Raw genomic sequence first — 13,120 nt, forward strand, 5'->3', positions numbered from 1 at the left:
TTGGGTTTTATTTACTAAATTATGTACTTAAACACGCAACGAAATCATACACAAGAACGTTGCCTGTAAGCATAAAAACCATATGAAAGAAATAGAATCAGCTAAATATTATTTTATAACTGGAATTAATGAACCTAAAGATAATTCTTTAGAGTTTGAGTTGATTTGCGGAATCGTTTCGGAAAAAGAGGAGAAAGTATTTGTTGGAAATCAGAATCTTGGTCCTGCTCGTCAGATTTTAATGAATGAGAATCATAAGTATAAAATAAAGTTTGATAGCTACATCGGTTATTCTGTATTGGACGAAAGTTACGCTGACAAACTAGGAGATGACTTTACAGGACATAATCCGAGAATATACTCTTACTCAAATTTCTTGGACTATATAAAAACTGACACTTTTGCTACTAAAGATTATCCTGAAGAATTTAAACATTATGCTTTCATAAGTGAAAATCACGTACTGAATGTAGCAGCGGAATCGGAACCAGAAATTGAAAAAATAAAATAGCCTACACACAAAAATGGCTGTAATTAATAAGGTTTTAGCGATTAACCTTAAGTTTAGAGTTTTAAAAGTCCGCCAAATCTTTTTGATTTGGTATTATAAATAAAAAGATAAAACGAAATAAAAAGTTTTGGATAAGTATTTAATCGAAAGTTCACTACTTTTAATTCCCGTACTAATTATAGCTGAGACGTTGGCGGTGAATAAAAAAATGAAAATGAAAAGATTACTTATATTAATATTTGCTATTACTTTAATTTCGTGTGAATCTGAAGAGCAAAAGATTAAAAAGGCAGAGAATACTGTGAAAAGCTTTGTCTCAAATCTTCAGTTTGACAACTACGATAAATTATTTAGTTTTTATCCAGATTTTAAAAGAATTGAAACTTATTGGAAATTGAATTCTATAATTATTACATCTTCAAATATAAATCCTGATGAATCTATAACGATCATTGGAAGTTCAAACAATAGACAGGTTTTATTTGAACTTCAGAGACAAAATAATCAATATTTAATAACAAATAGTAAAGGGCTTTCCTCTGATTACAATTCTAATATATATAAGTTTTGTAAAAAGATTGGATGTATAGGTACAAGCGAATATGATGCAGACATTTCTAATATATGTAAGGACAATAAATATAAATTCGAGAAGTTAGTCAATGATTTGAAGACTAGAATAGAAAGTAGAACTGTTCTCGAAAATCATACTCTTACCAAAAGTTATGGAACGCTTTCGGGTGATATTACAATTAAGAACTATTCACGTTTCACAATTCCAGGACATGTATACAAAATCTATGTAAAATACTTGAATTCAAAAGACGAGGTAATATTTACTTCCAATCAATCATTGTCAAATTTTCAATCAATCCCTTACAACCAAAGTAAAACAATACATATCTTTGAAAATAATGTGAAAGGATTTCGAAAAGTAGATATTCAATTAAGCCTGACAACATCAAATTTTATTGAAAAAATTATAGCAGAGAACGTTGAAGGGAGCAATTGTAAATATTCTAATAATTTGTAAGAAAAGTTAAAAACAGATCGCAAACTTAAGCCTTGTATAATTCATTGCTAGTACTCACCTACTTATGAAAAGTCTTTCAGATGTTCTATTTGGTTTGTATTTGCTAAATTAGTTGCTTAACCACGCAACTAATCGCACACACAGTTATCACTCCTGAAAAACTGACTGAACTGAAAAAGTATAAACAAAACGGAATTGAAATTGATTGCGGAAATAAAAAATATTGATTGAATAAGTTTGGAAACAAAAAAACTGAAAATAACTAGCCGATTTTTATATAATCCTAAATTGTCAGCGATTACAATCTGCGTTCTTTGCTTGGCAGGAATGCTAACTGCAAGATATATTGAAAAATGGTTTCGTTTTTCTGACTATCGATGGATTTATCAATATGGTAGTCTATTATCAAAAGGGCTTGTTCTATTAATGATGAGTTGGTCATTTTTCCATCCAATAATAGTTATATCAGAAAAAAGAAAACAATGGAAAAAATATTGGATTTGGATTTTAATTGGTTTACTTCCTTTTCTATATTTTGGAATTATGATGACAATTGCAATGTCCTGAACGATCGAATAAAAACGTATGGAAATAACCTTTATAAAACATAACTAATAAGTGCAAATCGAAAGGTTTAGGCTTACTTTTAAAGACCTTTACCAACAGAAAAAATAATTGAATTAAATGAAAAAAATTAAATCAACATTACTAACCTTCGTCATTTGCTTTTTTATTTATAACTGCAATGGACAAAGCAAAAAAACTGAGCAAAAAATAGAATTCGAGTTGAATAAAGTTGAAGAAATTGCAACACAACATCTCTATGATATAATTATTAAGAATTCAAAGGCTATTAAGAATGGTAATAAGATCATATTAGGAGACAAATCAATAGAAATAAACGTAAATGTTGAATTTGATGGTAAAAAAGAAGGTAAATGGATATATGCTTCTAATTTTTCAACAATAGTCAAAACATCTAAAACGACTGAATTCAATATTGGTTCTATTGGGATTGGAAATTCGAGAGAAGAAGCTGTTAATGTATCAATACAGGAATGGATTGCTGTTTTTGGAATTCCTTTATCCGATATGCTCAATAACAAGAATGGTTATAAAATTTCAGAAACCATAGTTTTCTCTGGCTTAATGGGAATTAGAGGTAATCTTCCAAAAAACACTTGGCTTAATGGTGATAGTGAAATGACAGCTAAAATAATTTCACACATTAGTCAACTAATTAAATCTGCAAAAGATGAAATTGTTTCTGTTGATATTAAACTTATAATAGGAAATAATGGTGTATTAGACGGAGAATGTAAACTCGGAAATAAAGTTTCAATAGAGTTATTAAATCAACTTAAGACCATCGAATGGCCAGCTTCTGGTGAGGGATATTTATTTAAACAATTTTATATCATAAAAAAACGATAAAGAAAGTCTACCTATAACAATACCTAAAAAACATTGCTTACAGATTTTTCCACTTGGAAAATCCTCAGATAACCCAAAGTTCAGATATATCTAGAAACAAAACTCAAAACAAACGCAACGATTTCTTAGCCGTAAACTCCATACATCCAACACATACCAAATCAAGCACACTCAAGATTTCCCGAATGCGCTCAATTTAATATATATCATACTATTTTCTAAGCTATTGCTTTTTCTGATGCTGTATGTTTTACATCAGAAAGCACTTGAACATCTTTCTGATACTCTACCATTCTTCCAAAGAACCAGATGAAAGGCTCTGTTTGTCCTTTGAGAATGCAGTTTCCATTACAGATACTAGCAAGCAATCCTTGAATGTCATACGCTTGTAAATTAGAAATAGCGTTGTTGTCTCTAAATATTAATGAACAGAAAGGAATATCAGGGTTTTGTATCACACTTGTAGTTACAATTCCTTCTTGTATCAAGATTACAATTGGTACTTGATCTTCTGAAACACTTAAAACTATTTGAAGATTTGGTGTAGCAACTTTCGTTTCTGCTAATGATTGTTCCAGATAATTGATAAATGTAGTACTCCAAACTTCTACATCTGCACGTTTTATGTTTGTATTGATTAGTTGATTACCTAGTGATTCAAGTGTTGTATCCACTTCCTTTTCTGCTGCTATGAGTGCTGCCAATGTTTTATCTACATCTTCTTTGGTATGCGCTGCAGAACAAATAAATCGCAAACGACCTTTTCCATTTTCTACAATTGGATAGGTTACCGCCGATGTTTGCACACCACGTTTATACATACCTTGCACAATAGCGTACAATTTGTCTTTGTTACTAAAATGTGGCGTTACAATTGGTCCATCGCCTGTACCTAAATCGTATCCAGCATCTTCAAATTGTTTACGCATATAACGAGTCGTACTCCATAAATTTTCTTGCAATCTAGCATCAGATCGAAGTCGTCTTAATGAAGTTAAAGCGGCTGCCATATCTGCGGGACTTATGGTTGCTTGAAAAATATAGGCTCTTGAAGATGATTTCATAAGATCAACATGTTCCTGACTCGCTGCCACAACTCCTCCAAGACTTCCTAACGCTTTGCTGAGTGTTGTCATGATAAAATCAACATCTTCTGTGACACCTTGAGCTGCGGAAATTCCAGCGCCATTTTTTCCATAAAAACCAAAAGAATGTGCTTCATCAACCAATACAAGTGCATTGTATTTTTTTGCCATACGTGCAATTTCAGCAACTGGCGCTGCTCCTTCTCCCATGCTGTACACTCCTTCTAATACCACTAAAATTGTGCTATATGGCGATACTTCAGATTGTAAAACGGCTTCTAAATCGGCAGCGTTATTATGTTGAAATGTTCTCACTGTTGCGCCACAAAGACGCGCACCATCTACTATAGATGCATGACAGAGTTGATCGATAACCACTACATCATTTTTTCCTAAAAGTCCCGCTATCGCGCCTACATTGGCAGTATATCCAGTAGGAAATAAACAGGCACTTGGTTTGCCTACTAAATCTGCAAATTCTGCTTCAAATTCTAAATGTTGATTGGTCATGCCAGATGCAGCTGCTGAAGTTCCCATACCAGTCCCGAAAGTTTCCAAAGCAGTTAAAGCTTCACTAATCACTTCTTCATCACGATTTAAACCAAGATATAAATTCGTTGTCCAAATGATAGCTTCTTGTGTTTCATCGTTATAAGCATCACCTACAATTCCTTTCGTTGCGCTTCCCGTTTTTAAAACTTTACTATATGGATTTCTTCGATTGTCATTCACCATTTGCATGACTTCTTGAACCAACTTACTCTTATCCGTTACACTCCATGCAGTTGCTTTAGCCGCTTGAAATGTAGGATGACTTGATTGAATGTGCGATTGAAAGGTAGCCAATGAATCGGAAGTTGTATCGAATCGCTTTTTTGTCGAGCAACTATCTATTCCATTTTCTTTTAGATTGATGATATAATCTGCTAATGCATTCGGCGTAGGGTTTTCAAAAATCGCACGAGCTGGTAATTGCACATTTAATACATTAGAAAGTCTAGAACTAAATTCTAAAGTGCTTAACGAATCCAATCCGAAATTTTCAAAGGATTCACTAGGAGTTACACTTCCTACATCTGTTATGTTCAATATGGAAGCAACTTCTCTTTGAATTGTAGATAAAACATTTGAATTGACTCCAATTTCATCATGTTGTACGCTATTGTTATCTTGTATCGTTGCAAGTTTCTTTCGATCCAGTTTGTCATTTGGTAAAAGCGGTAATTCTTCAAGATGTTTTACAACTTGCGGAATCATATATTTTGGCAATCGTTTCGATAGATAAGACTTTATTGCTTCTTCAGTGATGGTTATACCTTTAGCAACGACAACATACACAGCAAGTATTTTTTGTCCAATTCCTCCTTCTGTTACTAAAGCGGCAGCAGCTTTCACATCTTTCATCAACTCTAGTGTAGATTCTATTTCTTCTAACTCAATTCGGTAACCTCTTATTTTTACTTGTTGATCTATGCGTCCAAGAAATTCAATTTCTCCATTTTCTAGCCTACGACATAAATCGCCTGTTTTATATAATCGTGTATCAGAAATAGATTCATTAGTTTCCATTTCAATAAATCGTTCTTGCGTTTTTTCTTCATCGTATAAATAACCACGCGCCAGTTTACTTCCTGCCAAATGCAATTCGCCAGCTTCACCAATTGGTAAAAGTTGCAGATGATCATCTAAGATATAAGAGTTTGAGTTTTTTACAGATTTCCCAATAGTAACGATTTTAGTATCTTCAAAAAGTTCCTTCACTGTAGAAAATACCGTATCCTCTGTTGGTCCATAAAAATTGAATACGCGTGAAACAGATTTTTGTTCAAATACTTGCTTTACTAACGAACGTTTGAGTGCTTCTCCTCCAAAAATCAACGTTTTTATTCCGCTTGGCAAATCTTCTACCGAAAGCAATGCTTGTACAGATGAAGGAACCATCACGCATGTTCGTACCTCATCAACTGCTGGTATGTGATTTAAATCTAATGCATTTTTGGCTAGTATAATTTTTCCGCCTAGCGATAAAGTTCCCATTATTTCCATCACAGACGTATCAAAACATACAGATGCTGCGGCAAGCATACCGTTCAATTCAGTATCACTAAACAATGTTCGCATGGATTGACTCATGGCTACTACATTGCGATGTTCTACAGCGACACCTTTTGGTTTTCCTGTTGAACCAGAAGTGTAAATTATATATGCAAGTCCGTTTTCTCTAGCATTTACAACAGTGCTTTTGTGATTACTTAAGTTATGAATGTGAATTAACTCCGTTGATTCGCGGCATAAGTTGGCTGTTTGTTCAGTATCAACAATAGTTGCGACAGCACGAGAATGTGTCAACATGTATTTGATTCGATCTTCAGGGTATGAAGGATCAAGTGGAACGTACGCGCATCCTGCTTGCATTACACCAATTAACGTTGCTACCAATTCCCAAGAACGATTCATACATACGCCTACTAAAGATCCTGGTAAAATTTTACGGTGTTTGAGTTCTCCAGCAACCGCATCCACTTTTTCGAGTAAATTTTTATAGTCGATTCTGGTTGTGCCGTCAATGATTGCTATTCGTTCTGGATGCGCAAATAGTTGTTTTCTAATCAATCCACAAATTGTTGTTTCTGGGTGATCGTCAATATTTTGAATTAATTCATTCATATCATCTTTCTTTATTAATTAAGTTGTTTTTTAAAGTCAGATGGATTGTAGGGAAGTCCAATTATTATTTAGTGATTGCCTAAATAGTAATTATAAATTTTATTTTTTGGTGGTATGAATACAGCAATTAAATCGGTTCTTAATAAAACTATGACATAATTATTTCAATTCAAAATAATAAGCGAGAAACTATAAAAGATCGTAATAACAAACGAAATTTGAATCGTGTCAAAAAAGTTTCGTTAATTGTTCACTTACATAACAATCTTATCATAAACACGTTGTAACATACATGAGAATTCTAATTTGTTTTGTGCTTTTTGTTTCCTTATACGCTTGTTCTAAAGGGAAAAATATATCCTATAAACCTAGCACATTTACTAAAGTTGATAGCATTTCATCACTTCCAGAATTACGACAATTTATAAAGAACGCTGATTCAAGCTTGCAAACATTTTTATGCAGATCGCCTAAGTTTTACGGCATAAGCAGTAATGAATTTGTTACTAGATTCAAACGTAGATTAGACTCAATGTTTCCTGATTTTACTTTTATAAAAGAAGATTTTGATGGTAATGGTTATACTGATTTGGTAGTTACTGGAGAATATTTTGAAAATAGATTGGAAGTATTGGCAATTATGAATTATGGGAGAGAAACATACACTGTAATTCCTTTAGATCTTAGAAGAGCAGAGGATTTTCCAACCTATCCAAAATTGGTTTACAAAAATAAAACACCAGTAATTGAATTGTATTCTAGTTATAATTTTGCCCCAATTCAAGAGAATGGAATTTCTAAAAATACACTTGTATATAAATTTGGTTCTTTTATCGATTATATGGAGCTTTCAGAAACCTATCAAATTTCTAAAATTGAGTTTCGTGCCAATGGTTGTCATGGAGCTTGTGGTGTTTTTGAATTAGTTTTGAACGATGATTTAAATGCAACATTTAAAGCAGAACATTACAATTTTAGCAAAGAACCCATCACAGACTTTAATGACGAAGAAGGATATTTTAAAACTACCATTGACAAAGAAAAATATGCAGAAATCCGTAAAATCATTGAATATTTACAAATAAAAAATCGAGAAGATCGATACTTTTCAGGGAGTTTTCATGATCCGTCGTGTGTATTGAACGTATATTTTAAAGATGGATCAACTAAAACCATTAATGATACTGGATTGATCGGTTCTAATGGTCTTTATTATTTATATACTAAATTTTATGACTTACGATTTAATCAAGATTGGAAAGAAATTGATACTATTAATTAATTTTTATCTTCTAACATCGGCACAAAGCGAAACTCTCCAAATTCTTTTTTGGTGAATGCCTTTTCGGAAGTTCTAATGAATAGCGTCATGATTTGTGCTTTGTTGTTCTCTCCAACAGGAATCACGAGCTTTCCTCCTATTTTTAATTGTGCCAATAAAGGTTTTGGTACAAATGGCGCACCAGCAGTAACCACAATTCCATCAAAAGGAGCTTGTTCGGGTAAACCTTTGTAACCATCGCCAAAAACAAGTTTTTTAGGTCTGTAGCCTAGTTTTGGTAAAAACAAACTTGTACGCTTAAAAAGTTCTTTTTGACGTTCAATACTGTATACTTTTGCTCCTAATTCGAGCAACATAGCTGTTTGATAACCACTTCCAGTACCAATTTCTAAAATATTTGCTCCTTTTTCTATTTCTAACAATTGTGTTTGAAATGCAACTGTATAAGGTTGAGAAATGGTTTGATCGGCACCAATAGGAAAGGCTTTATCTTGATACGCATGCGCTTCAAAACTCGAATCCATAAACAAATGACGTGGAATATTTCGAATACCTTCCAAAACTTTTTTATCAGTAATTCCCTTGTTAGCAACTACTTGTGCTAACTGATTCCGCATGCCTTTATGTTTAAACGTGTCTTTCATCTGTTCGCAAAAATACTGTTATTTTTTTGGATCAAGATACATCTCTAATTTAAAAATTTTAAGTTTTTATAATCGCTTGGCATTCATATATAAAAGGCTTTCTAAATTCATAGAAAGCCTTTTATACTTGTGTTACTGTTATTATTTTTCTATCAATTCTAATTCCAATATTTTAAATATGATGAAATCTTCATCATCTATATCATTGATAATTTCTTCATAAGTTATATTGAAAGTAGCTCCAATATATTCATCATTTCGCAAATTGTAATCTTCTAAAACATTTCGTTCTATTTGTTCAAAAATAATACGCTCTTCAAAAGAAAATTGAAAAGTATAATATCCATTATTATACTTTATAAAAACACCTTCTTCACTTTTACGTTGGTGTGTGTCATAATAGATCATATTTTACAATGTTTAATTAATACTTCCTTTTTGTATCGCAAAAAAACGTTCTAAAGCGTTTTTATCTGATGGTCCTAAGTAATCGCATGCTTTTGCCCAGTTTACCCATTCCAAACCTTTGAATTTGTGAGGTTCACATACTGAAAATGTATTCTTTATATTCTTTAATAAAAAATAGTGCTTGGTTAATTTATATTCATTTTTATATATCATATTCGTAGTTGAAATATACTGTAGATCGTAGTAATCTAATGCTACTCCGACTTCTTCCAATGTTTCTCGAATAATTGCTTTTTCAGGTGTTTCATGTTTTTTTAAGAACCCTCCTACCAAGCCAAAACGCTTTTTACTTCCTTTTTTTACAAGTACTAGTACTTCAAAGTTGTTTACAATGAGTAAGCGTGATTTTTGTTTATGTTTTATATTTTTATTCATCGAATTCATCTATAAAATTATCATTCCCGGAAATAGACATATCAGTCGCGTCATTATCTTCATGGTTTTGTATTGAAGTAGATAAATGTTTGCTGACTTTCACCAAATAAATAGTTGTTTCAGTTCTAACTTCTACTGCTTCTATCATTTCATTTTTAGCATTTTTAAATCGTATAATATCATCGTCATTATAGCCATCAGGATATTTTTCTACTAATAAATTTAAAATATCATTAGTCAATTTTTTATAATCAATTATTGCACGTTTCATTAGATTTATTGTTTATGAGGTTAAGTTTACAAGTGTGTCATTACATATTTAATAAGTATGCAAAAATTAATGGCGCTACAATGGTAGCATCACTTTCTATGATATACTTAGGAGTGTCAATATCTAGTTTTCCCCATGTTATTTTCTCATTTGGCACTGCTCCTGAGTAGGAACCATAACTTGTGGTAGAATCGCTTATTTGACAGAAGTAACTCCAAAAAGGTGTGTCAGTACGTTCCATATCTTGGTATAACATTGGAACAACACAAATAGGGAAATCGCCTGCAATTCCGCCGCCAATCTGGAAAAACCCAATTCCGTTTTGAGAAGTGTCGGTGTACCAATCTGCTAAGAACGTCATGTATTCAATTCCAGATTTCATAGTACTTGCTTTCAATTCACCTTTCATCACGTAGGAAGCAAAAATGTTTCCCATGGTACTATCTTCCCAACCAGGAACTACAATTGGTAAATTCTTTTCTGCGGCAGCATACATCCACGAATCTGTAATGTCTATTTCATAGTATTGCTCTAAAACACCTGATAATAAAAGTTTATACATAAATTCATGTGGAAAGTAGCGTTCTCCATTATCTTCAGCTTCTTTCCAAATGTTGAAAATATGTTTTTGTAAACGTCGAAATGCTTCTTCTTCGGGAATACAGGTATCAGTAACACGATTGAGTCCTTTTTCCAACAAGTTCCATTCATCTTGAGGTGTTAAGTCTCTGTAATTTGGAACTCTTTTGTAATGCGAATGCGCTACCAAATTCATGATATCTTCTTCCAAGTTTGCACCTGTGCATGAAATAATATGCACTTTATCTTGACGAATAATTTCAGCAAATATTTTTCCTAATTCGGCAGTACTCATGGCGCCTGCTAGTGAAACTAACATTTTGGCACCTGAATTTAATTGCGTTTCATATCCTTTGGCAGCATCTACGAGTGAAGCTGCATTGAAATGCAAAAAGTATTTTTCAATAAAGTCAGTAATTGGACTTGTATTATTCATCGTCTTGATCTTTAAATTTTGAGAGTTTAGCGAATGGCGAGTTGCTTTCAACGTGTTCATAATCGTCATCTTCTTCAGTATTAGAAAACTTATAACTCAACATTTTGTAGTATAGTTTTGCAGCTAAAAAGTCTGATTGTTTGTTGATATCATTTGGGCATAATTCAACAATATCAAATCCGACTACATTTTTTTGTTTAAATACTTTTCGCAAAAATTCTAAGGTTTCATACCAAAACAATCCTCCTGGTTCGGGTGTTCCTGTAGAAGGCATTATGGAAGGATCGAGCGCATCTAAATCGAAAGTAATAAATACGGTGTCTGTTAAAGAATCGATTACATCATCCATCCAATATTCATTCGTTGCCATTTCATGCGCAAAAAATACTTTATCTCGATTCATGATACGTGTTTCCGAAATATCCATACTCCGAATTCCTACTTGAATAAGATTTGTTTTTTGATTAGCTTCATATACTGCACACGCATGATTGCAGGCTGAACCTTCATACGATGGTCTTAAATCGGCATGCGCATCAATATGTAAAACCGTAAGACTATTAAAACATTCATTGAAAGCGCGAATACTTCCAATAGAGATTGAGTGTTCTCCTCCAAAAAGTGTGACAAACTTATTTTTCTTTATATAATGTTTTGTGAGTTGATGTACTTTATCAACAACAGCTTCTGGAGATGATTTCTCTTCAATTGCATCTGCTAAATAAATTCCTTGCTTGTAAACTTCTGAATCTGTTTCAATATCATACAATTCCATATTCTCAGAAGCATTTAAGAATGCTTTTGGTCCTTTGTCTGCACCTTTTTGCCAAGTACTTGTTCCGTCATAAGGAACTGGAATTAATACAATTTTTGCGGTGTCTAGTTTTGCATATTCTTCTGGAATTCCTGCATATGTATTTTTATTATTCATGATATCCTAAAATGTTTAAAAAATCTGCTGCTGTTTGCTGTTCTGCAAATAATTTTGTGTTTATAGTTCCGTTGTTATCTTTTGTGATTAAAATTCGTTTGGGTTGTGGTATCAAACAATGTTGCAAACCGCCATAGCCTCCTATGGTTTCTTGATACGCTCCTGTATTGAAAAAACCGATGTACAAAGGTTTTTCCTTATCATATTTTGGCAAGTAGATTGCATTTACGTGTTGCTCGCTGTTGTAGTAATCATCACTGTCGCAAGTAAGTCCGCCAAGTAGTACTCGTTCATATTCATCGTTCCAACGATTGATTGGAAGCATTATAAAGCGCTTGTTTATTGCCCACGTATCAGGAAGTGTCGTAATAAATGATGAATTGATCATATTCCATTTTTCACGATCATTTTGTTGTTTTTGATACAATACTTCATAAACAGCTCCACTACTTTCTCCTACAGTAAAACTTCCAAATTCAGTAAAAATATCTGGCGCATCCACATTTGCTTCTTTACACACCGTAAAAATTTGATGTACAATCTCATCTACCATATATTGATAGTCAAAATTGAAGGCTAATGAATTTTTTATTGGAAATCCGCCGCCAATATTTAAACTGTCTAGAGATGGACATATCTTTTTGAGTGCTACAAATACTTTTAGACATTTATGCAATTCGTTCCAATAGTATGCATTGTCTCTAATTCCTGTATTGATAAAGAAATGTAGCATTTTAAGATTCACCTTGTCATTATTTTGTATCTGTTCCTTGTAGAATTTGACAATGTTTTTATACCCAATTCCTAGCCTGCTTGTGTAAAATTCAAACTTTGGCTCTTCTTCTGAAGCAATTCTAATTCCAACATTAAATTGCCCATCAACACTATCGCTCAGCAGTTTTATTTCTTCATAATTATCAATGATCGGAATACAATTTTGGTGTCCTTCATTGATGAGTTTGGCTATATTATGTACATATAGGTCACGTTTAAAACCATTGCATAATATATAAGTATCATCTGTTATTTTTCCTTGACGTTTGAGGTGTTCTACAATATTCACGTCAAAAGCAGAAGATGTTTCTATATGAATTTCGTTCTTTAATGCTTCGTCTAAGACATACTCAAAATGTGAACTTTTAGTACAGTAACAATAGTGATACTTCCCTGGGTAGCGATGCTTGTCAATAGCCGTTTTGAACCATTTTTTAGCACGCTGAATATTTGTAGAAATCTGCGGCAAATAGGTGAATTTCAATGGTGTTCCGTAGGTTTCAGCCAAGCCTAACAAATCAATATCATGAAAGAATAGCTTATCATCAGACAGCGAATATTCTTCCTGAGGAAAATAATACGTTTGATCAATGAGATCAATATATTTTGTCTTCATTTAAGAAAATTATT

The 13,120-nt window shown here is 32.8% G+C and carries 13 protein-coding genes; 5 read left to right on the plus strand and 8 right to left on the minus strand.

Translation table 11 applies throughout. The features are described from left to right. Positions 1–82 precede the first annotated feature (82 nt). The 4 genes from ACRBBL_RS08215 (at position 83) to ACRBBL_RS08230 (ending at position 2,978) form a co-directional block, all read left to right on the plus strand. On the plus strand, positions 83–511 hold the full coding sequence (locus tag ACRBBL_RS08215) for a hypothetical protein (RefSeq protein WP_431368548.1): 429 nt from the start codon (positions 83–85) through the stop codon (positions 509–511). A gap of 214 nt (positions 512–725) precedes the next feature. Then, positions 726–1,544 carry a hypothetical protein gene (locus ACRBBL_RS08220; protein ID WP_431368549.1) on the plus strand — a complete coding sequence of 273 codons (819 nt, stop codon included), beginning with the start codon at positions 726–728 and terminating at the stop codon, positions 1,542–1,544. Between the two features lie 237 nt (positions 1,545–1,781). Next, positions 1,782–2,111 carry a hypothetical protein gene (locus ACRBBL_RS08225; protein ID WP_431368550.1) on the plus strand — a complete coding sequence of 110 codons (330 nt, stop codon included), beginning with the start codon at positions 1,782–1,784 and terminating at the stop codon, positions 2,109–2,111. 117 nt (positions 2,112–2,228) lie between these two features. Further along, positions 2,229–2,978 carry a DUF6348 family protein gene (locus ACRBBL_RS08230; protein ID WP_431368551.1) on the plus strand — a complete coding sequence of 250 codons (750 nt, stop codon included), beginning with the start codon at positions 2,229–2,231 and terminating at the stop codon, positions 2,976–2,978. A gap of 218 nt (positions 2,979–3,196) precedes the next feature. Here ACRBBL_RS08230 and ACRBBL_RS08235 read toward each other — a convergent pair whose 3' ends face one another. Then, a complete protein-coding gene (locus tag ACRBBL_RS08235; protein WP_431368552.1) occupies positions 3,197–6,730 on the minus strand; it encodes an amino acid adenylation domain-containing protein in 3,534 nt (1,177 codons plus the stop codon). A gap of 292 nt (positions 6,731–7,022) precedes the next feature. Here ACRBBL_RS08235 and ACRBBL_RS08240 point away from each other — a divergent pair, with 292 nt between their 5' ends. Further along, positions 7,023–8,012, plus strand: coding sequence for a DUF6438 domain-containing protein (locus ACRBBL_RS08240; RefSeq protein WP_431368553.1), 990 nt, complete (start codon positions 7,023–7,025; stop codon positions 8,010–8,012). Here ACRBBL_RS08240 and ACRBBL_RS08245 read toward each other — a convergent pair. From ACRBBL_RS08245 to ACRBBL_RS08275, 7 genes are all read right to left on the minus strand, one after another. Further along, positions 8,009–8,656 (minus strand): protein-L-isoaspartate(D-aspartate) O-methyltransferase, encoded by a 648-nt coding sequence (locus ACRBBL_RS08245; protein WP_431368554.1) that lies wholly within the window; start codon positions 8,654–8,656, stop codon positions 8,009–8,011. The genes ACRBBL_RS08240 and ACRBBL_RS08245 overlap by 4 nt on opposite strands. 141 nt (positions 8,657–8,797) lie before the next feature. Then, complete coding sequence (locus ACRBBL_RS08250) at positions 8,798–9,064, minus strand: hypothetical protein (RefSeq protein WP_431368555.1); 267 nt, start codon at positions 9,062–9,064, stop codon at positions 8,798–8,800. Positions 9,065–9,076: 12 nt separating this feature from the next. Then, positions 9,077–9,499, minus strand: a complete 423-nt coding sequence (locus ACRBBL_RS08255) for an NUDIX domain-containing protein (RefSeq protein WP_431368556.1) — start codon at positions 9,497–9,499, stop codon at positions 9,077–9,079. Next, positions 9,492–9,770 (minus strand): hypothetical protein, encoded by a 279-nt coding sequence (locus ACRBBL_RS08260; RefSeq protein ID WP_431368557.1) that lies wholly within the window; start codon positions 9,768–9,770, stop codon positions 9,492–9,494. Before ACRBBL_RS08260 ends, ACRBBL_RS08255 begins: the two co-directional genes overlap by 8 nt. A 40-nt stretch (positions 9,771–9,810) precedes the next feature. Continuing rightward, positions 9,811–10,785, minus strand: coding sequence for a deoxyhypusine synthase family protein (locus tag ACRBBL_RS08265; RefSeq protein ID WP_431368558.1), 975 nt, complete (start codon positions 10,783–10,785; stop codon positions 9,811–9,813). Then, positions 10,778–11,716: an agmatinase gene (gene speB / locus ACRBBL_RS08270; protein WP_431368559.1), complete on the minus strand. Its 939-nt coding sequence runs from the start codon at positions 11,714–11,716 to the stop codon at positions 10,778–10,780. The genes ACRBBL_RS08265 and speB overlap by 8 nt, the downstream gene beginning before the upstream one ends. Beyond that, a complete protein-coding gene (locus tag ACRBBL_RS08275; RefSeq protein ID WP_431368560.1) occupies positions 11,709–13,106 on the minus strand; it encodes an arginine decarboxylase in 1,398 nt (465 codons plus the stop codon). Before ACRBBL_RS08275 ends, speB begins: the two co-directional genes overlap by 8 nt. Positions 13,107–13,120 lie beyond the last annotated feature (14 nt).

It is taken from the genome of Kordia sp. (genome assembly GCF_050633145.1).
Classification (GTDB): Bacteria; Bacteroidota; Bacteroidia; order Flavobacteriales; family Flavobacteriaceae; genus Kordia.

What these genes read in the sequence shown, in the direction of transcription:
- ACRBBL_RS08215 (WP_431368548.1), top strand. Translation starts at nt 83, where the DNA reads ATGAAAGAAATAGAATCAGCTAAATATTATTTTATAACTGGAATTAAT.
- ACRBBL_RS08220 (WP_431368549.1), top strand. Translation starts at nt 726, where the DNA reads ATGAAAAGATTACTTATATTAATATTTGCTATTACTTTAATTTCGTGT.
- ACRBBL_RS08230 (WP_431368551.1), top strand. Translation starts at nt 2,229, where the DNA reads ATGAAAAAAATTAAATCAACATTACTAACCTTCGTCATTTGCTTTTTT.
- ACRBBL_RS08235 (WP_431368552.1), bottom strand. Translation starts at nt 6,730, where the DNA reads ATGAATGAATTAATTCAAAATATTGACGATCACCCAGAAACAACAATT.
- ACRBBL_RS08240 (WP_431368553.1), top strand. Translation starts at nt 7,023, where the DNA reads ATGAGAATTCTAATTTGTTTTGTGCTTTTTGTTTCCTTATACGCTTGT.
- ACRBBL_RS08245 (WP_431368554.1), bottom strand. Translation starts at nt 8,656, where the DNA reads ATGAAAGACACGTTTAAACATAAAGGCATGCGGAATCAGTTAGCACAA.
- ACRBBL_RS08250 (WP_431368555.1), bottom strand. Translation starts at nt 9,064, where the DNA reads ATGATCTATTATGACACACACCAACGTAAAAGTGAAGAAGGTGTTTTT.
- ACRBBL_RS08255 (WP_431368556.1), bottom strand. Translation starts at nt 9,499, where the DNA reads ATGAATAAAAATATAAAACATAAACAAAAATCACGCTTACTCATTGTA.
- ACRBBL_RS08260 (WP_431368557.1), bottom strand. Translation starts at nt 9,770, where the DNA reads ATGAAACGTGCAATAATTGATTATAAAAAATTGACTAATGATATTTTA.
- ACRBBL_RS08265 (WP_431368558.1), bottom strand. Translation starts at nt 10,785, where the DNA reads ATGAATAATACAAGTCCAATTACTGACTTTATTGAAAAATACTTTTTG.
- speB (WP_431368559.1), bottom strand. Translation starts at nt 11,716, where the DNA reads ATGAATAATAAAAATACATATGCAGGAATTCCAGAAGAATATGCAAAA.
- ACRBBL_RS08275 (WP_431368560.1), bottom strand. Translation starts at nt 13,106, where the DNA reads ATGAAGACAAAATATATTGATCTCATTGATCAAACGTATTATTTTCCT.